Raw genomic sequence first — 18,785 nt, forward strand, 5'->3', positions numbered from 1 at the left:
ACGAACAGCATGAACATCGACTGGGCAGCTCTCGGCTCCGTCTTCGGAGTCAGCCTCGGGGCCACCGTGGCACTCGTCGGCCTCTTCACCCTCGGCATCGTCGGCCTCTCCAAGCGTGAGTCGGCGTCCGCCCGGGGCGACTCGGCGGCCCTCGCGGTCACCGGCGCGTACGCCTGCTTCGCGGCCTGCGCGGCGGCCGTGGCGTACGGGATCTTCATCATCGTCTCCTGACACGGGCGACGCTCTGCCGCACGAAGGGCGGGTACGGGACACGTAGTCCCGTACCCGCCCTTCGTCGTGCCGGGGCCCTCCGGCGCGAGGGGACGACAGGCGGACGCGCGCGGCGGGATGCGTTCCGGGTCGTCGGAGGGCGGTCCGCGGGCCTGTGCAACGGCCCCGGAGAACGGCGCAATTCGGTCTTGGCGGGCAGCCGGGCGTGGTGGCGGTGTGGGGCTCAGCACACTCTCTCCTCGCAGGTCAACAGCAAGTTGACGGCTGTTCTCGCCCCGTGGTGGACTGCCGGAGCCAAGTACGGCGGCAAGAGAGGAAGCCGGTGCAAGTCCGGCGCGGTCCCGCCACTGTCACCGGGGAAGAGATGTCCCGGGAGCCAGGAACTCTCACCGCCGGTCTCGTCGAACCAGGGCGTGGACACCCTGAGTGAGGACATGTCGCCATGCACGGCTGCCCAAGTGCTCTGCGCAGGACGCGAACGACGGTTGAGACCGACCTGACGGCCGGCTGAACCGATGCGTGCCGATCGCGTCTTCGCGTACGGCGCCGCCGCCGGCCTTCTCGGCGACCTGCTGCTCGGCGATCCTCGCCGGGGGCATCCGGTCGCCGTGTTCGGGCGGGCCGCGGGCGCCGTGGAACGGGTGTTGTGGCGGGACGACCGCGGACGGGGTGCGCTGCACGCCGCCGTGTGCGTGGGCGGTGCCACCGCCCTCGCCGCCCTCGCCCACCGTGCCGTCCGGCCCTCCCCCGCCGCCTCCGTCGCGCTGACCGCCGCCGCCACCTGGGCCGTCGTCGGCGGCACCACACTCGGCCGTGAGGCACGGGCGATCGGCTCGGCGCTCGCCACCGGCGACGTGGAGGTGGCCCGGGAACGGCTGCCGCACCTGTGCGGGCGCGACCCCCAGGCGCTGGACGCCGACGGGATCGCGCGGGCCGTCGTCGAGTCCGTGGCCGAGAACACCTCCGACGCCGTGGTGGGAGCCCTGGTGTGGGGTGCCGTCGGCGGTGCGCCCGGTCTGGTCGCCTTCCGCGCCGTGAACACGCTCGACGCGATGGTCGGACACAAGTCGCCCAAGTACCGCCGGTACGGCTGGGCTTCGGCGCGGCTCGACGACGTCGCCGGCTGGCCGGGGGCGCGGCTGACCGCCGTGCTCGCGACCGTCGCCGGTGGCGCCCCGCGCAGCGCCGCCCGCGCCTGGCGCACGGATGCCCACAAGCATCCGAGTCCCAACGCCGGTCCGGTGGAGGCCTCGTTCGCGGGGGCGCTCGGGGTGCGGCTCGGCGGGACGCTCTCGTACGCGGGCCGGGTCGAGCACCGGCCCGTCCTCAACGGCGACGGCCGTGCGGTGGCCGTCGCCGACATCGAACGGGCCGTACGGCTGTCGCGCCGCGTGGGCTGGCTGGCGCTGGGCGCGTGCGCCGTCGGGCGGACGCTCGTCGGGCGCGCCGCCGCTCGGCGGAGAGGGGCCGGGGCATGACCGGGGAGGGGTACGCCATGGATGCCGGAGCGCGCGAAGGAGCAGTGTCATGAGCGGCGGACTGCTGATCGCCGGGACGACCTCCGACGCCGGCAAGAGCGTCGTCACCGCCGGGATCTGCCGGTGGCTGGTGCGACGGGGCGTCAAGGTCGCGCCGTTCAAGGCGCAGAACATGTCCCTCAACTCCTTCGTCACCCGTGAGGGTGCCGAGATCGGGCGCGCGCAGGCCATGCAGGCGCAGGCCGCGCGCGTGGAGCCGACCGCGCTGATGAACCCCGTGCTGCTCAAGCCGGGCAGCGACCGGAGCAGTCAGGTCGTGCTCATGGGCAAGCCCGTGGGCGAGATGAGCGCGCGCGGCTACCACGGGGGCCGCCAACAGGCGCTCCTCGGCACGGTCCTGGACTGTCTGGCCGAGTTGCGGGGCACGTATGACGCGGTGATCTGTGAGGGGGCCGGCAGCCCTGCCGAGATCAATCTGCGGCGCACCGACATCGTGAACATGGGCATCGCCCGCAACGCGGGGCTGCCCGTGCTCGTCGTCGGCGACATCGACCGCGGCGGTGTGTTCGCCTCGTTCTTCGGGACCGTCGCGCTGCTGTCGCGCGAGGACCAGGCGCTCGTCGCCGGGTTCCTCGTCAACAAGTTCCGCGGCGACGTGTCGCTGCTGGAACCCGGTCTCGACATGCTGAAGGACCTCACCGGGCGGCCCTCCTACGGCGTGCTGCCGTTCCGGCACGGCCTCGGCATCGACGAGGAGGACGGGCTGCGGGTGTCGCTGCGCGGGGCGGTCCGCGAGTCGGAGGTCACCGCCCCGGTCGGCGAGGACGTCCTGCGGGTCTCCGTCTGCGCGGTGCCGCTGATGTCGAACTTCACGGACGTCGACGCGCTGGCCGCCGAACCCGGCGTGGTCGTGCGGTTCGTGGACCGGGCCGAGGAACTCGCCGACGCCGACCTGGTCGTCGTGCCCGGGACGCGGGGAACCGTGAAGGCGCTGGAGTGGCTGCGCGAGCGCGGCCTCGCCGACGCGCTGCTGCGCCGGGCCGCCGAGGGGCGGCCCACGCTCGGCATCTGCGGCGGCTTCCAGCTGCTCGGCGAGCACATCGAGGACGACGTGGAGAGCCGCGCAGGCCACGTCGACGGGCTCGGACTGCTCCCGGTGCGGGTGCGGTTCGCGCACGAGAAGACGCTGACCAGACCGGTCGGCGAGGCCCTGGGCGAACGGGTCGAGGGGTACGAGATCCACCACGGTGTCGCCGATGTCACCGGCGGGGAACCCTTCTTGGACGGATGCCGCGTCGGCTCCGTGTGGGGCACCCACTGGCACGGTTCGCTGGAGTCGGACGGATTCCGGCGGGCCTTCCTGCGCGAGGTAGCCGCCGCCGCGGGCCGCCGCTTCGTGCTGGCCGCCGACACGTCGTTCGCGGCGCTGCGCGAGGAGCAGCTGGACCGGCTCGGCGATCTGATCGACGAACACGCGGACACGGAAGCGCTGTTGCGGCTCATCGAGTCGGGCGCGCCGCAAGGACTGCCTTTCATTCCACCGGGAGCGCCCGCATGAGCACAGTGTTGTTGTTGTCGACCGCCGACACGGATCTGCTGGCGGCCCGTGCCTCCGGCGCCCCGTACCGGATCGGCAATCCGACCCGGGTGGACGTCGTGACGGAGCTGCCCGCTCTTCTCGACGGCGCGGACGTCGCCGTCGTACGGCTGCTGGGCGGAAAGCGCGCCTGGGAGGAGGGCCTGGCCGTGCTGCGGGCGTCGGGTGTGCCGACCGTCCTGCTCGGCGGCGAGTCCGTGCCCGACGCCGAGTTGATGGCCGAGTCGTCGGTGCCCGCCGGTGTGGTCGCGGAGGCGCTGCGCTACTTGGTGGAGGGCGGCCCGGCCAACCTCACCGAACTGGCGCGGTTCCTCTCCGACACCGTGCTGCTCACCGGGGAGGGCTTCGAGGAGCCGCACCGGACGGCCGAGTTCGGTGTGCACGGCGAGCGCGTGGCCGCCGAGGGCCGTCCCACGGTCGGCGTGCTGTTCTACCGGGCCCACGAGCTGTCCGGCAACACCGCGTTCGTGGACACGCTGTGCGACGCGATCGAGGCGCGGGGCGCCAACGCGCTGCCGGTGTTCTGCGGTTCGCTGCGCGGCGCGGACCCGGGCCTGTACGAGATCCTCGGCAGGGCCGACGCGCTGGTCGCCACCGTGCTCGCGGCGGGCGGCACGCACGCCTCCCCGGCGTCCGCGGGCGGCGACGAGGAGGCGTGGGACATCGGCGCGCTCGCCGACCTGGACGTGCCCGTCCTCCAGGGGCTGTGCCTGACCTCCTCGCGGAGCGCCTGGGACGCCTCGGACGCCGCCCTGTCCCCCATGGACGCGGCGATGCAGGTCGCCATCCCGGAGTTCGACGGGCGGCTGATCACGGTGCCGTTCTCCTTCAAGGAGCAGGGCCCGGACGACGTCCCGGTGTACGTCGCCGATCCCGAGCGGGCGGCGCGGGTCGCCGGGATCGCGGTGCGGCACGCCCGGCTCAGGCACAAGCCGAACGGGGAGAAGAAGCTCGCGCTGGTCTTCACCGCCTACCCGACCAAGCACTCGCGGGTCGGCAACGCGGTCGGCCTGGACACGCCCGCCTCGGCGGTGCGGGTCCTGGACGCACTGCGGGGCGCGGGGTACTCGCTGACCGAATACCCCGACAACGGCGACGAGTTGATCCACCGGCTGATCGAGGCGGGCGGTCACGACGTCGAGTGGCTCACCGAGGACCAGCTGGCCGCCGCTCCCGCGCGGGTGCCGCTCGCCGACTACCGGGCCTGGTTCGACGAGCTCGACCCGGAGCTGCGGGACGCCATGCTGGAGGCGTGGGGCGAGCCGCCGGGCAGCCTGTACGTCGACGGGGACGAGATCGTGCTCGCCTCCCTGCAGTTCGGGAACGTCGTCGTGATGATCCAGCCGCCGCGCGGCTTCGGCGAGAACCCGATCGCGATCTACCACGACCCCGACATGCCGCCCTCCCACCACTACATGGCGGCCTACCGGTGGCTGGAGAACAGCTTCGGCGCCGACGCGATCGTCCACATGGGCAAGCACGGCACGATGGAGTGGCTGCCGGGCAAGGGCCTCGGCCTCAGCGGGGGTTGCGCGCCGGACGCCGTGCTCGGCGAGCTGCCGTTGATCTACCCGTTCATCGTCAACGACCCCGGCGAGGGCACCCAGGCCAAGCGCCGCGGGCACGCCACCGTCGTCGACCACCTCGTGCCGCCGATGGCGCGCGCGGACACCTACGGCGACCTGGCCAAGCTGGAGCAGCTGCTCGACGAGTACGCGCTCGTCTCCGACCTGGACCCGACGAAGGCCCCGACGGTGCGCGCGCAGATCTGGACGCTGGTCAAGGCGGCCGAGCTGCACCACGACCTGCACGTCGACGAGCAGCCGGGCGACGACGACTTCGACGAGTTCGTCATGCACATCGACGGCTATCTGTGCGAGATCAAGGACGTGCAGATCCGGGACGGCCTGCACGTCCTCGGTGGCGGTCCCGAGGCCGAGCCGCGCGTGAACCTGGTGCTGGCCGTGCTGCGCGCCTCGCAGGTGTGGGGCGGCACGGCGAACGCCCTGCCGGGTCTGCGGGCCTGCCTGGCCGCGCACTTCGGCCTGGTCGAGAAGGAGTTGCTCGCCGAGCCGGGCGCGCCGGTCAAGGTGCCGGACGGGCTGACCGATCTGGTCGCCGGGCCCTCCCGGACCGGCGCGGACGCGATCGACCTGCTGGAGCAGCTGTGCCGGCGGATCGCGGAGGGCATGGAGGAGCGCGGCTGGGCGGTCGCCGAGGGCCCGGGCCTCGTCCGGGAGGTCGTCGGCACCGAACTGCCGGACGCGGTGGCCGTGCTGGAGTTCGCCTGCCGTGAGGTGGTGCCACGGCTCGCCAGGACGACGGACGAGATCGGACACATCCTCAAGGCGCTGGACGGGGGTTACGTGCCGGCGGGGCCCTCGGGTTCGCCGACGCGCGGGCTGGTCAACGTCCTTCCGACGGGCCGGAACTTCTACTCCGTCGACCCCAAGGCGATCCCGTCCAGGCTGAGCTGGGAGGTCGGGCAGTCCCTCGCGGACTCCCTGGTGCAGCGCTACCTCCAGGACACGGGCGCGTACCCGACCTCCGTCGGGCTCACCGTGTGGGGCACCTCGGCGATGCGCACCCAGGGCGACGACATCGCGGAGATCCTCGCGCTGCTGGGCTGCCGTCCGGTCTGGGACGACGCCTCACGCCGGGTCACCGGCTTCGAGATCGTGCCCCTGGAGGAGCTCGGCCGGCCGCGCATCGACGTGACGGTCCGTATCTCCGGCTTCTTCCGGGACGCGTTCCCGCACGTCGTCGGGCTGATCGACGACGCGGTGCGGGCGGTGGCCGAGCTGGACGAGTCCGCCGAGCGGAACTTCGTGAAGGCGCACGCGGACGAGGACACCGCCGAGCACGGAGACCGGCGGCGGGCGACCGCCCGGGTCTTCGGCTCCAAGCCGGGCGCGTACGGCGCCGGTCTGCTGCCGCTGATCGACGCCCGCAACTGGCGCTCCGACGCCGACCTCGCCGAGGTGTACGCGGTGTGGGGCGGTTACGCGTACGGGCGCGGGCTCGACGGGCGGGCGGCGCGCGGGGACATGGAGACCGCGTTCCGGCGGATCGCGGTGGCCGCGAAGAACGTCGACACCCGCGAGCACGACCTCGTGGACGCCGACGACTACTTCCAGTACCACGGCGGCATGGTCGCCATGGTGCGGCACCTGACGGGGGCCTCCCCCGAGGCGTACGTCGGCGACTCGGCCGTCCCTGACCAGGTGAAGACCCGTACGCTCGGCGAGGAGACCCACCGCGTCTTCCGCGCCCGGGTGGTCAACCCGCGCTGGATGGCGGCGATGCGCCGCCACGGCTACAAGGGCGCCTTCGAGATGGCGGCGACGGTCGACTACCTCTTCGGCTACGACGCCACCGCCGGGGTCGTGGACGACTGGATGTACGAGAAGCTCAGCGCGGAGTACGTCTTCGACGCCGAGAACCGGGACTTCATGAAGAAGTCCAACCCGTGGGCGCTGCGCGGCATCACCGAACGGCTCCTGGAGGCCGCCGACCGCGGGCTGTGGGCCGAGCCGGACGCCGACACGATCGAAGAGCTGCGCGCCACCTATCTGGAGCTCGAAGGCGACTTGGAGGGCGACGAGAAGTGAGTACCCCGTTCCCGTTCACGGCCGTCGTCGGCCAGGACGACCTGCGGCTCGCGCTGCTGCTGAACGCCGTGTCGCCCGCGGTGGGCGGCGTGCTGGTGCGCGGCGAGAAGGGCACCGCCAAGTCCACGGCCGTGCGCGCCCTTTCGGCCCTGATGCCGGTGGTGGACGTCGTCTCCGGATGCCGGTTCTCCTGCGACCCGGCGGCCCCCGACCCGGCCTGCCCGGACGGGCCCCACGGGCCGGGGGCGTCCGAGTCGCGTCCGGCCCGCATGGTGGAGCTGCCGGTCGGCGCCTCCGAGGACCGGCTGGTGGGGGCGCTCGACATCGAGCGGGCGCTCGCCGAGGGCGTGAAGGCCTTCGAGCCGGGCCTGCTGGCCGACGCGCACCGCGGCATCCTGTACGTCGACGAGGTCAATCTCCTCCACGACCATCTCGTCGACCTGCTGCTGGACGCGGCGGCGATGGGCGCCTCGTACGTGGAGCGCGAGGGCGTCTCGGTGCGGCACGCCGCCCGTTTCCTGCTGGTCGGGACGATGAACCCGGAAGAGGGCGAGCTGCGGCCGCAGTTGCTCGACCGGTTCGGGCTGACCGTCGAGGTCGCGGCGTCCCGGGAGCCCGACCAGCGCGTCGAGGTCGTCCGGCGCAGGCTCGCCCACGACGACGACCCGGAGGCCTTCGCCGCGCGCTGGGCCGACGAGGAGGACGCGGTCCGGGCCCGGATCGTGGCCGCGCGCGCCCTGCTGCCGTCGGTGCGGCTCGGCGACGGGGCGCTGCGGCAGATCGCGGCAACCTGCGCGGCCTTCGAGGTGGACGGCATGCGGGCCGACATCGTCATGGCGCGGACCGCGACCGCGCTCGCCGCGTGGGCGGGGCGCACCGAGGTGCTCGCCGAGGACGTGCGCCAGGCGGCGCTGCTGGCGCTGCCGCACCGGCGGCGCCGCAACCCCTTCGACGCGCCCGGGCTGGACGAGGACAAGCTCGACGAGACGCTGGAGGAGTTCGGCGGTCAGGACACGGACCAGGGCGACGACGATCCGGACCCCGGGCCGGACGGACCCGGTGGCGGAGGGCGGCCGGCGCCGGACGAGGGTCCGGCCGGTGGCGACACGGCCGCCCGTCCCGAGTCCGGGGAGGGCGGGGAGCCGCAGGCCTCCGGTGCGGGCGAGCAGTCGCCGGTGCGGGCCGCGGAGCCGTTCCGCACGAAGATGCTGAGCGTTCCCGGGCTCGGGGAGGGCGCGGCCGGGCGGCGTTCGCGCGCGCGGACCGAGCACGGCCGCACGACCGGGTCGCGGCGGCCCCGGGGTGCCCTGACCAAGCTGCACCTGGCGGCGACCGTACGGGCGGCGGCGCCGCACCAGCGGGCGCGCGGGCGGTCCGGGCCCGGTCTGGTCGTCCGGCGCGACGATCTGCGGCAGGCGACGCGGGAGGGCCGCGAGGGGAACCTCGTCCTCTTCGTGGTGGACGCCTCCGGTTCGATGGCGGCCCGGCAGCGGATGGGCGCGGTGAAGGGTGCCGTGCTGTCGCTGCTCCTCGACGCGTACCAGCGGCGGGACAAGGTGGGGCTGGTGACCTTCCGCGGGTCGGCCGCCGAGGTGGCGCTGCCGCCCACGTCGTCGGTGGACGCGGCGGCGGCGCGGCTGGAGTCGCTGCCCACCGGCGGGCGCACGCCGCTCGCCGCGGGGCTGCTCAGGGCCCACGAGGTGCTGCGGGTCGAGCGGCTGCGGGACGCGGCACGACGGCCGCTGGTCGTCCTGGTGACGGACGGGCGGGCCACGGACGGAGGGGCGGCGCGAAGCGCCCCGGGCCGGGGTGGTGGCCGGGCGACGGGCGGGACGGAGCCGGTCGCGCTCGCGGGGCGCGCGGCGCGGCTGTTCGCGGCCGACGGGATCGCGTCCGTGGTCGTCGACTGCGAGACGGGGCCGGTACGGCTGGGTCTCGCCGGGCGGCTCGCGGGCGAGCTGGCCGGTACGGCGGTGACGCTGGACGAGCTGCGGGCGGACTCGATCGCCGGGCTGGTCAGGGAAGTTCAGGGCGACAGGAGGGCCGCGTAATGCCGCAGGGACAGCCGAGCGTGGTGCCGGACGACGGTCTGACGACGCGTCAGCGGCGCAACCGTCCGCTGGTCGTGGTGCACACGGGCGTCGGCAAGGGCAAGTCCACGGCCGCGTTCGGGCTCGCGCTGCGCGCCTGGAACCAGGGGTGGCCCATCGGGGTGTTCCAGTTCGTCAAGTCGGCGAAGTGGAAGGTCGGCGAGGAGAACGCGCTCAAGGTGCTCGGCGCCTCCGGCGAGGGCGGGACCGTCGACTGGCACAAGATGGGCGAGGGCTGGTCGTGGGTCCAGCGCGACGAGCAGCTGGACAACGAGGAGAAGGCCCGGGAGGGCTGGGAGCAGGTCAAGCGGGACCTGGCCGCCGAGACGTACCGGCTGTACGTGCTCGACGAGTTCGCGTATCCGATGCACTGGGGCTGGGTCGACACCGACGAGGTCGTCGACGTGCTCCGGAACCGGCCGGGGACCCAGCACGTGGTGATCACCGGGCGGAACGCGCCGGAGAAGCTCGTGGACCTCGCGGACCTGGTGACCGACATGTCCAAGGTGAAGCACCCCATGGACGCCGGTCAGAAGGGCCAGAGGGGCATCGAGTGGTGATGTCCGTCCCCCGGCTGGTCGTCGCCGCGCCCTCCTCGGGCAGCGGCAAGACCACCGTTGCCACGGGGCTGATGGCGGCGTTCGCCGCGCGGGGGCTCGCCGTGTCCCCGCACAAGGTGGGGCCGGACTACATCGATCCCGGGTATCACGCGCTCGCCACCGGGCGCGTGGGACGGAATCTCGACGCGTACCTGTGCGGGCCGGAACTCGTCGCGCCGTTGTTCGCGCACGGTGCGCGCGGCTGCGACCTGGCGGTCGTCGAGGGCGTGATGGGTCTGTACGACGGGGCCGCCGGGGAGGGCGAGCTGGCGTCCACCGCGCAGGTCGCGAAGCTGCTCCGGGCGCCGGTCGTACTCGTCGTCGACGCCTCGTCGCAGTCGCGGTCGGTGGCCGCGCTGGTGCACGGTTTCGCCTCCTGGGACCCCGAGGTCCGGGTCGCCGGGGTCGTGCTGAACAAGGTCGGCTCCGACCGGCACGAGGCGTTGCTGCGCGACGCGCTGGACTCGGCGGGCGTGCCCGTGCTCGGCGTGCTGCGCCGCGCTCCGCAGGTGGACACGCCGTCGCGGCACCTCGGGCTGGTGCCCGTCGCCGAGCGGCGGGCCGCCGCCGTCGAGGCCGTGGCGGCCATGGCCGCGCAGGTGGCCGAGGGGTGCGACCTGGAGGCCCTGGCCGCGCTGGCGCGAGGCGCCGGGGCACTGCCGGGTGCCGCGTGGGATCCGGCCCACGCCGTGGCCGGTCCTCTCCTTCAGCCCCGGCCCGGCCCGTCTGCGGAGACCGGGCCCGCGGGCCCCTCGGGGCCGCCCGGACGCTCCCGCCCCCGGGCGGCGGACGGGCCGCGGCCGAGGATCGCCGTCGCGGGCGGCGCCGCGTTCACCTTCTCCTACGCCGAGCACGGTGAGCTGCTGGCCGCCGCCGGTGCCGAGGTCGTCACCTTCGACCCGCTGCACGACGAGCAACTGCCGGACGGCACCGCGGGACTGGTCGTCGGCGGTGGTTTCCCCGAGGTGTACGCGGCCGAGCTGTCCGCCAACGAGCCGCTGCGCAAGGCCGTGGCGGAGCTGGCGCTGAGCGGTGCTCCCGTCGCCGCCGAGTGCGCCGGACTGCTGTACCTGTGCCGTGAGCTCGACGGGCGGCCCATGTGCGGGGTGCTCGACGCCACGGCACGCATGACGGAACGGCTGACGCTGGGCTACCGCGATGCCGTCGCCGTGTCCGACAGTGTGCTCGCCGCGGCCGGAACACGGATGCGCGGGCACGAGTTCCACCGGACCGTCGTCGACCCCGGCGCCGGGGCGGCTCCCGCCTGGGGTGTGCGCGCCCCTGAGCGGCGGCTCGAAGGTTTCGTACAACAAGGTGTGCACGCGAGTTATCTGCACACGCACTGGGCGTCCGAGCCCGGTGTCGCCCGTCGGTTCGTGGAGAGGTGCCTGACGTCATGAGCAGCAAGCTGATCGGAGTCGGGGTCGGCCCCGGTGACCCCGAGCTGGTGACCGTCAAGGGTGTCAACGCCCTGCGCGCCGCCGAGGTCGTCGTCGTACCCGTCATGGCCGCGCCGGACGGACAGGACGGCGGCGAGCCCGGGCGTGCGGAGGCGACCGTGCTGCACTACGTGCCCGAGGAGAAGGTCGTACGGGTCGTGTTCGCGCTCAACGAGCGGACCGACCGGGCACGCCGCGAGGCCGCCTGGGACGCCGCCGGCGGGCGGGTCGCCGAACTCCTCACCCGGCACGCCACGGTGGCGTTCGCGACCATCGGCGACCCCAACGTGTATTCGACGTTCACCTATCTCGCTCAGACGATCGGCGAGCTCGTCCCGGGGACGGTGATCGAGACCGTGCCCGGGATCACCGCCATGCAGGACCTCGCCGCACGGTCGGGCGCGGTACTGACCGAGGGGACCGAGCCCCTGGTGCTGGTCCCGGTGACCGCGGGGGCCACCGTGCTGAAGGACGCCCTCGGCGGACCGGGCACCGTGGTCGCGTACAAGTTCGGGCGGCAGGCGCGGGAGGTGGCCGAGGCGTTGCGGGAGACCGGCCGGATCGACGACGCCGTGTGGGGTTCCGCGCTCGGCCTGGAGGGCGAGTCCATCCGCTCCGCGGCCGAACTGGACGGTGCCGCCCTCCCCTACCTGTCGACGCTCATCGCGCCCGCGCGACGTGACGGCACCCGAGGCGGAAAACTGTGAACCGCCCGGGCTCAGCCCGCGATGCCGACCACCAGCCAGATGAAGCCCACGCCCGCGACCGTGCACAGCAGGGTCGAGCGGGCCGGGTGCTCGTGGTGCGCCTCGGGGAGGATCTCCGCGGCGGCGAGATAGAGCAGCACACCGCCGAAGAGCCCGAGATAGCAGCCGAGCACCTGCTCCGGGATGGTGAAGAAGAGCGTGGAGGCCGCGCCGACCACGGGGGCGCAGGCGTCCGCGACGAGCATCATGATCGCCTTGTGGCGGGCGTTCCCGTACAGGCTCGTGATCGTGTACGTGTTGAAGCCGTCCGCGAAGTCGTGCGCGACCACCGCGAGGGCGACCGCGAGGCCCATCCCGCCGCCGATCTGGAAGGCCGCGCCGATCGCGACGCCGTCCATCGCGCTGTGGCCGACCATCGCCGCGGCGGCCGTCAGGCCCACCTCGGGCGCGCGTCCGCCGTCCTCCTCGCCGCCGTGCGCGGCCTGACGATGCGCCAGCAGCCGCTCCACCAGGTGCGCCAGCAGGAACCCCGCGACGAACAGCAGCAGCGCGGCCGGTACGCCGAAGACCTCCTCGCCCGCCGCCTGGAGCGCCTCGGGCAGCAGGTCCAGGCCGACCACGCCGAGCATCAGGCCGCCGGCCAGGCCCAGGACCAGGTGGCGGCGGTCGGTCACACGCTGTGCCGTCCAGCCGCCGGCCAGCGTCATCAGGAACGCGCCGAGCGCTACGAGGACCGCCATACGCCCTTGCTATCCGATCAACCCCCGTTCGCGCACGTCCGACAGCGGATCATCCGCTGACTTTTCGCGATCACCGCATCCGCGGTGCCCGCAGCCGTAGTACTCGCACTGTGTAGGAGAGGACCGATTCCCATGGCCGAAGCCCCCACCGGCAAGGTGACGTTCGTCGGTGCCGGCCCCGGCGCCGCCGACCTGCTGACGTTCCGCGCCGCGCGCGCCATCGCCGAGGCGGACGTCGTGATCTGGGCGGCCAGCCTGGTGCAGGCCGAGGTCCTCGACCACGCGCGGGAGGGGGCGGAGATCCTGGATTCCGCGGCGATGTCCCTGGAGGACGTCGTCGCCGTGTACGAGCGGGCCGCGGCGCAGGGGCTGCGGGTGGCCCGGATCCACTCCGGCGACCCGGCGCTCTGGGGCGGCACGCAGGAGCAGGTCGACCGGTGTGCCGCCCTCGGGATCGAGACGGAGATCGTGCCCGGTGTCTCCTCCTTCTCCGCGGTCGCCGCGCTCGCTCAGCGCGAGCTGACGATCCCCGAGGTCGCGCAGTCCGTGATCCTCACCAGGCTCGGCGGCGGCAAGACGCCGATGCCGCCCGGGGAGGAGGTGCGGGAGTTCGCCCGGCACGGGACGACGATGGCGTTGTTCCTGTCGGCCGCGCGCAGCGGGCAGCTCGTCCGGGAGCTGCTGGAGGGCGGCTATCCGACGTCCACGCCGGTCGTGGTCGCCTACCAGGCGACCTGGCCCGAGGAGCTGGTCGTCAGGTGCACGATCGGCACTCTGGAGGAGACGGTCAAGGAGCACAAGCTGTGGAAGCACACGCTGTTCCTGGTCGGTCCGGCGCTCGACGCGAGCGGCACCCGCTCGCACCTCTACCACCCCGGCCACTTCCACGGCTTCCGCAAGGCCGACCCGCAGGCGCGCGCGGAGCTGCGCGCGGCGCGCAAGAGCGGTTCGTCGTGATCACCGTCGTCGGTACGGGGACGGGGGCGCCGTTGTCGCCGGACGCCGAGGCCGCGCTCGCCGGGGCCGGGCTGGTGGTGGGCGCGCGCCGTCATCTGGCGGCGGCAGGGCTGCCGGACGCGGTGGAGCGGATCGTCCTCGGGCCGCTGGCGCCCGCGCTGGACGCGATCGAGCAGTACGTGGAGAAACGCTCCGCGGAGCGGGCGGCGGGGTCCGCGCGGCCGGACGGGGAGCCGGACGGCGCGCACGGCGACGGGGTCGTGGTGCTCGCCTCCGGCGACCCGGGGTTCTTCGGGATCGTGCGGGCGCTGGCCGGGCGGTTCGGGCCGGACCGGCTGGACGTGCACCCCGGAGTCTCGTCCGTCGCCACCGCGTTCGCGCGGCTCAAAGTGCCCTGGGACGACGCGGTGGTGGTGAGCGCGCACGGACGTGATGTGCGCACCGCCGTGAACGTGTGCCGCGCCCATCCGAAGGTGGCCGTGCTGACCGGCCCGGGCTCCGGTCCTGCCGAGCTGGGCGCGGCCCTCGCGCACCGCTGCGGGACACGTGTCCTGGTCGTGGCGAGCGCCCTCGGCGACCCCGGCCGCGAGCGCGTGGAGCGGGTGACGCCCGCCGAGGCCGCCGCCCGTGACTGGGGTACGGCGGTGAGCGTCGTGCTGTGCCTGGACGAGGCGCGCGCCCTCGGCCCGGTGCGGACCGTCGCCGGGCCCCGGCCGGGGCCGGACCGATGGGCCCTGGACGAGAGTGAGTTCGCCCATCGCGACTCGATGATCAGCAAGTTCGAGGTGCGGGCACTCGCGCTGGCCCGGCTCGGTCCGCGCCCGGGTGACCTGGTCTGGGACGTCGGCGCGGGCTCCGGGTCCGTCGCCGTCGAGTGCGCGCGGTTCGGCGCCGCGGTCGCCGCGGTCGAGAAGACCGTGGACGGTGTCGAGCGGATCCGCGCCAACGCGGAGGCGCACGGCGTGGACGTACGCGTCGTGCACGGGGCGGCGCCCACGGTGCTGTCCGACCTGGACGATCCGGACGCCGTGTTCATCGGCGGCGGCGGACGTGAACTGCCCGTCATCGTCACGGCGTGCGCGCGGCGGGCCCGGCGTGCCGTGGTGGTGGCCATGGCCGCGCTGGACCGGGTGCCGGCGGCCCGTGACGCACTCGTCGCCGCCGGCTTCGACTGCGACGGCGTGCTGTTGCAGTCGTCCCGGCTGGCGCCGCTGCCCGGCGGTGTCGACCGGCTCGCCGCCACCAACCCCGTCTTCCTGCTGTGGGGTGTCAGGCCCCCGGCCCGTATCGAAGGAGTCCCCCAGTGATCGGCCTGATTTCCGCCACGGCGGCCGGCGCGGCGGCGCGTGACCGGCTGGCCGCGGCCTGGCCCTCCCGTACGCGGGTGTACGACGGGTCCGTCGCCGACGCCGTGCGGCGGGCGTTCGCGGAGTGCGACCAGCTCGTGTGCTTCCTCGCCACCGGCGCGGTCGTACGGCTCGTCGCACCGCTGCTGGGCGACAAGACGTCGGACCCGGGGATCGTGTGCGTCGACGAGGCGGGGCGCTTCGCGGTGTCCCTCGTCGGCGGTCACGGCGGCGGGGCGAACGAACTGGCCCGCGAGGTCGGCGAGGTGCTCGGCGCCGCGCCCGTGGTGACCACGGCGACCGACGCGGTGGGCGTCCCCGGTCTGGACACCCTCGGCTTCCCCGTGGAGGGGGACGTCGCCGGTGTCACCCGCGCCCTGCTGGACGGTGAGCCCGTCGGGCTGTCGGCCGAGCTGGCGTGGCCGCTGCCCCCGCTGCCGGTCACGGACGAGGGCGTGTGCACGATCCGGGTCACCGACCGGCTCGTGCCGGCCGCCGACCGGGAGGTCGTGCTGCGTCCGCCGTCGCTCGTCGTGGGCGTCGGCGCGTCCAGCGGCGCGCCCGTCGACGAGGTGCTGGGGCTCGTCGAGGACGCCCTGCGGGAGGCCGGGCTGTCCGTGCGGTCGGTGGGCGAACTCGCCACCGTGGACGCCAAGGCGGGTGAGCCCGGCATCGTCGGGGCCGCCGAGCGCCTCGGGGTGCCGCTGGTGACGTACGCCGCGGACGAACTGGCGCGCGTGGACGCGCCGAACCCGTCGGGCGCACCGCTCGCCGCCGTCGGCACCCCCTCGGTGGCGGAGGCCGCCGCCCTCGTCGGCGGTGGCGAACTCCTCGTCCCCAAGCGCAAGTCGCAGCGCGCGGACGGGCGGCCCGCGATGGCGACCTGCGCGGTCGTGCGGCGGGTGGCCCGCGGCCGGCTCGCGGTCGTCGGTCTCGGACCGGGCGCCCGTGACCTGCTCACCCCGCGCGCCAAGGAGGAACTGCGGCGGGCGTCGGTGCTCGTCGGGCTCGACCAGTACGTCGACCAGATCCGCGATCTGCTGCGCCCGGGCACCCGGGTCCTGGAGTCGGGGCTGGGTGCGGAGGAGGAGCGGGCGCGGACCGCGGTGGCCGAGGCCCGGCGCGGGCAGGCCGTCGCCCTGATCGGCAGCGGCGACGCGGGCGTGTACGCGATGGCGTCGCCCGCGCTGGCCGAGGCGTCCGACGACATCGACGTGGTCGGGGTGCCCGGGGTGACGGCGGCGCTGGCGGCGGGAGCGATCCTGGGTGCCCCGCTCGGCCACGACCACGTGTCGATCAGCCTCTCCGACCTGCACACGCCCTGGGAGGTCATCGAGCGCCGGGTGCGGGCCGCCGCCGAGGCCGACATCGTGGTGACCTTCTACAACCCCCGCAGCAGGGGCCGCGACTGGCAGCTCCCGAAGGCGCTGGCGATCCTCGCCGAGCACCGGGAGCCGCGGACACCGGTGGGCGTCGTGCGCAACGCGTCGCGTCCGGACGAGTCGAGCCGGCTCACCAGCCTCTCGGCTCTCGACCCGGCGACGGTGGACATGATGACCGTGGTCACCGTGGGGAACACGGCGACCCGTGACATCGCCGGGCGCATGGTGACGCCGCGCGGCTACCGCTGGCAGGAGACGGCCGGATGAGCCCGCGCTCCCGGCGGGCGCGGGTCCCGCACACCGAAGGACCGGACCGCCCGGCGCGGTCCGTCGGGCGGGCGTCCCGCCGGTGGCCGCGCACCGGCCGGCCCGGCGTCCCCGCACCCGAACCGCACGTCGCGAGCGGCCGGACCGCCGCCCGCACCGTGTCCGGCGGGCTCCGGCCGGCGGTCACCGCCGCAGCCGGCGTCCTGCCGTACCACCCCGTTCCACAGGCCACCGAGGCTTCACCATCCGCCAAGGAGACATCGTGACCACCCCTGCCCCCGCCCTGCTCATCGCCGGACACGGCACCCGGGACGAGGCCGGAGCCGAGGCCTTCCGCGACTTCGTACGGGAGTTGGGCCGTCGCCACCCCGACCTGCCCGTCGCGGGCGGGTTCATCGAGCTCTCGCCGCCGCCGCTCGGTGAGGCCGTCGCCGAGCTCGTCGGACGGGGCGTGCGGCGCTTCGCGGCCGTACCGCTGATGCTGGTGTCCGCCGGGCACGCCAAGGGCGACATCCCGGCGGCGCTCGCCCGCGAGAAGGAGCGGCACCCCGGCATCTCGTACACGTACGGGCGTCCGCTGGGCCCGCACCCGTCGCTGCTCGCCGTCCTGGAACGGCGGCTCGACGAGGCGCTCGGCGGGACGGCGCGGACGCCCGAGGACCGTGCCGACGTGACCGTGCTGCTCGTGGGGCGCGGTTCCACCGACCCGGACGCCAACGCCGAGGTGCACAAGGCGGCCCGGCTGCTGTGGGAGGGCCGCGGGTACGCGGGGGTCGAGACGGCGTTCGTGTCGCTGGCGGCGCCGGACGTGCCGTCCGGGCTCGACCGGTGCGTGAGGCTGGGCGCCCGCCGGATCGTCGTGCTCCCCTACTTCCTGTTCACCGGCATCCTCCCCGACCGGGTGCGGCAGCAGACCGAGGGCTGGGCCGCCGCGCACCCTGACGTCGAGGTGCGCTCCGCCGATGTCATCGGACCCGAGCCGGAGTTGCTCGACCTCGTCATGGAGCGGTACGAGGAGGCCGTCAGGGGCGATCTGCGGATGAACTGCGACTCCTGCGTGTACCGGATCGCGATGCCCGGGTTCGAGGACAAGGTGGGGCTCCCCCAGCAGCCGCACTTCCACCCCGACGACGACGGTCACCACCACGGACACCACCACGGCGGCCACTCGCACTCGCATGCGCACTGACGGCGGGCACGGGGGCGGTGCGGGCCGCGTGGACGCCCCCGGGGCGGACGCTCCGGCCGCGGGCGACGGCGGCCACGACCTGCGTCACCACGGTGACGCAGAGGTGCGCGACGACGGCTCCGCGCTCACCGATCTCGCCGTGAACGTCCGGGCCGGCACGCCTCCCCCGTGGCTGCGCGAGCGGATCGCCGCGTCGCTGACCGGGCTGGCCGCCTACCCGGACGGGCGGGCGGCGCGGGCCGCGGTGGCCGCGCGGCACGGGCTCCCGGTGGAGCGGGTGCTGCTGACCGCCGGGGCCGCCGAGGCGTTCGTGCTGCTCGCGCGTGCCCTGAAGGTGCGCCGGCCGGTGGTCGTGCATCCGCAGTTCACGGAGCCGGAGGCCGCGTTGCGGGACGCCGGGCACACCGTCGACCGGGTCCTGCTGCGGGCCGAGGACGGTTTCCGGCTGGATCCGGCGGCCGTGCCCGAGGACGCGGACCTCGTCGTGATCGGCAATCCGACCAACCCGACGTCGGTGCTGCACCCGGCCGCGTCGATCGCGCGGCTCGCCGGGCCCGGGCGGGTGCTGGTCGTCGACGAGGCTTTCGTGGACGCGGTGCCCGGGGAGCGGGAGGCGCTGGCCGGCCGCACGGACGTCCCCGGGCTCGTCGTGCTGCGCAGTCTCACGAAGACGTGGGGGCTGGCCGGGCTGCGCGTCGGGTACGTGCTCGCCGATCCCGGGACGGTCGAGGAGCTGGAGCGGGCCCAGCCGCTGTGGCCCGTGTCCACGCCCGCGCTCGCCGCCGCCGAGGCCTGTGTGTCCTCCCAGGCGCTCGCTGAGGCCGCGCACGCGGCGCACCGGATCGCCGCGGACCGGGCCCATCTCGTGGCCGGGCTCAGGGAGTTCGCCTCCGACGGGCTGTACGTCGTGGAGCCGTCGGAGGGACCGTTCGTGCTGGTCCGTCTTCCACGGGCGGCCGCGGTGCGCCGGCATCTGCGCGACCTCGGGTTCGCGGTGCGGCGCGGCGACACGTTTCCCGGGCTGGACGAGGACTGGCTCCGGATCGCCGTCCGGGACCGGACGACGGTCAACCGGCTGCTCCAGGCCGTCGATCGCGCGATCACGCTGTCGCGGGACTGAGGGGTCTTCGCCCCCGGGCCCGCGACGCCGGT

The 18,785-nt window shown here is 74.5% G+C and carries 14 protein-coding genes and 1 riboswitch; of the genes, 13 read left to right on the forward strand and 1 reads right to left on the reverse strand.

Going from position 1 to position 18,785, the window contains the following annotated elements:
- Window positions 1–9: 9 nt before the first annotated feature.
- From ACZ4IF_RS26090 to cobI, 8 genes are all read left to right on the forward strand, one after another.
- On the forward strand, window positions 10–231 hold the full coding sequence (locus ACZ4IF_RS26090) for a hypothetical protein (protein ID WP_095933436.1): 222 nt from the start codon (window positions 10–12) through the stop codon (window positions 229–231).
- A gap of 264 nt (window positions 232–495) precedes the next feature.
- A riboswitch (cobalamin riboswitch) is annotated at window positions 496–636 on the forward strand.
- Window positions 637–746: 110 nt separating this feature from the next.
- A complete protein-coding gene (locus ACZ4IF_RS26095) occupies window positions 747–1,709 on the forward strand; it encodes a cobalamin biosynthesis protein (protein WP_467566846.1) in 963 nt (320 codons plus the stop codon).
- A 49-nt stretch (window positions 1,710–1,758) separates the two neighbouring features.
- Complete coding sequence (locus ACZ4IF_RS26100) at window positions 1,759–3,267, forward strand: cobyric acid synthase (protein ID WP_467566848.1); 1,509 nt, start codon at window positions 1,759–1,761, stop codon at window positions 3,265–3,267.
- Window positions 3,264–6,917 (forward strand): cobaltochelatase subunit CobN, encoded by a 3,654-nt coding sequence (gene cobN, locus ACZ4IF_RS26105; protein ID WP_467566851.1) that lies wholly within the window; start codon window positions 3,264–3,266, stop codon window positions 6,915–6,917. Before ACZ4IF_RS26100 ends, cobN begins: the two co-directional genes overlap by 4 nt.
- Window positions 6,914–8,968, forward strand: a complete 2,055-nt coding sequence (locus tag ACZ4IF_RS26110; RefSeq protein ID WP_467566854.1) for a putative cobaltochelatase — start codon at window positions 6,914–6,916, stop codon at window positions 8,966–8,968. The genes cobN and ACZ4IF_RS26110 overlap by 4 nt, the downstream gene beginning before the upstream one ends.
- On the forward strand, window positions 8,968–9,567 hold the full coding sequence (gene cobO, locus ACZ4IF_RS26115) for a cob(I)yrinic acid a,c-diamide adenosyltransferase (RefSeq protein ID WP_095933441.1): 600 nt from the start codon (window positions 8,968–8,970) through the stop codon (window positions 9,565–9,567). Before ACZ4IF_RS26110 ends, cobO begins: the two co-directional genes overlap by 1 nt.
- On the forward strand, window positions 9,567–11,006 hold the full coding sequence (locus tag ACZ4IF_RS26120) for a cobyrinate a,c-diamide synthase (RefSeq protein ID WP_467566858.1): 1,440 nt from the start codon (window positions 9,567–9,569) through the stop codon (window positions 11,004–11,006). The genes cobO and ACZ4IF_RS26120 overlap by 1 nt, the downstream gene beginning before the upstream one ends.
- Window positions 11,003–11,752, forward strand: a complete 750-nt coding sequence (gene cobI / locus ACZ4IF_RS26125; protein ID WP_095933443.1) for a precorrin-2 C(20)-methyltransferase — start codon at window positions 11,003–11,005, stop codon at window positions 11,750–11,752. The genes ACZ4IF_RS26120 and cobI overlap by 4 nt, the downstream gene beginning before the upstream one ends.
- A gap of 11 nt (window positions 11,753–11,763) precedes the next feature.
- Here the strand turns inward: cobI and ACZ4IF_RS26130 are convergent, their stop codons facing one another.
- Window positions 11,764–12,492 (reverse strand): ZIP family metal transporter, encoded by a 729-nt coding sequence (locus ACZ4IF_RS26130; protein ID WP_467566861.1) that lies wholly within the window; start codon window positions 12,490–12,492, stop codon window positions 11,764–11,766.
- 132 nt (window positions 12,493–12,624) lie between these two features.
- Between ACZ4IF_RS26130 and cobM the strand changes: the two genes are divergently transcribed.
- The 5 genes from cobM (at window position 12,625) to cobC (ending at window position 18,753) form a co-directional block, all read left to right on the forward strand.
- Window positions 12,625–13,449 carry a precorrin-4 C(11)-methyltransferase gene (gene cobM, locus ACZ4IF_RS26135; protein WP_467566864.1) on the forward strand — a complete coding sequence of 275 codons (825 nt, stop codon included), beginning with the start codon at window positions 12,625–12,627 and terminating at the stop codon, window positions 13,447–13,449.
- A complete protein-coding gene (gene cbiE, locus ACZ4IF_RS26140) occupies window positions 13,446–14,756 on the forward strand; it encodes a precorrin-6y C5,15-methyltransferase (decarboxylating) subunit CbiE (protein ID WP_467566867.1) in 1,311 nt (436 codons plus the stop codon). Before cobM ends, cbiE begins: the two co-directional genes overlap by 4 nt.
- The gene (gene cobJ / locus ACZ4IF_RS26145) at window positions 14,753–16,444 is read left to right on the forward strand and encodes a precorrin-3B C(17)-methyltransferase (RefSeq protein ID WP_467566870.1); all 1,692 of its coding nucleotides are present in this window, start codon (window positions 14,753–14,755) and stop codon (window positions 16,442–16,444) included. Before cbiE ends, cobJ begins: the two co-directional genes overlap by 4 nt.
- Before the next feature lie 262 nt (window positions 16,445–16,706).
- Window positions 16,707–17,633, forward strand: a complete 927-nt coding sequence (locus ACZ4IF_RS26150) for a sirohydrochlorin chelatase (protein ID WP_467566873.1) — start codon at window positions 16,707–16,709, stop codon at window positions 17,631–17,633.
- Window positions 17,623–18,753: an Rv2231c family pyridoxal phosphate-dependent protein CobC gene (gene cobC / locus ACZ4IF_RS26155; protein ID WP_467566876.1), complete on the forward strand. Its 1,131-nt coding sequence runs from the start codon at window positions 17,623–17,625 to the stop codon at window positions 18,751–18,753. Before ACZ4IF_RS26150 ends, cobC begins: the two co-directional genes overlap by 11 nt.
- The last annotated feature ends 32 nt before the right edge of the window (window positions 18,754–18,785 follow it).

The sequence above is a fragment of the Streptomyces sp. NPDC025784 genome, assembly GCF_055558435.1.

Coding starts and splice junctions, on each gene's coding strand:
- ACZ4IF_RS26090 (WP_095933436.1), top strand. CDS start 10: ATGAACATCGACTGGGCAGCTCTCGGCTCCGTCTTCGGAGTCAGCCTC.
- ACZ4IF_RS26095 (WP_467566846.1), top strand. CDS start 747: ATGCGTGCCGATCGCGTCTTCGCGTACGGCGCCGCCGCCGGCCTTCTC.
- ACZ4IF_RS26100 (WP_467566848.1), top strand. CDS start 1,759: ATGAGCGGCGGACTGCTGATCGCCGGGACGACCTCCGACGCCGGCAAG.
- cobN (WP_467566851.1), top strand. CDS start 3,264: ATGAGCACAGTGTTGTTGTTGTCGACCGCCGACACGGATCTGCTGGCG.
- cobO (WP_095933441.1), top strand. CDS start 8,968: ATGCCGCAGGGACAGCCGAGCGTGGTGCCGGACGACGGTCTGACGACG.
- ACZ4IF_RS26120 (WP_467566858.1), top strand. CDS start 9,567: ATGTCCGTCCCCCGGCTGGTCGTCGCCGCGCCCTCCTCGGGCAGCGGC.
- cobI (WP_095933443.1), top strand. CDS start 11,003: ATGAGCAGCAAGCTGATCGGAGTCGGGGTCGGCCCCGGTGACCCCGAG.
- ACZ4IF_RS26130 (WP_467566861.1), bottom strand. CDS start 12,492: ATGGCGGTCCTCGTAGCGCTCGGCGCGTTCCTGATGACGCTGGCCGGC.
- cobM (WP_467566864.1), top strand. CDS start 12,625: ATGGCCGAAGCCCCCACCGGCAAGGTGACGTTCGTCGGTGCCGGCCCC.
- cobC (WP_467566876.1), top strand. CDS start 17,623: ATGCGCACTGACGGCGGGCACGGGGGCGGTGCGGGCCGCGTGGACGCC.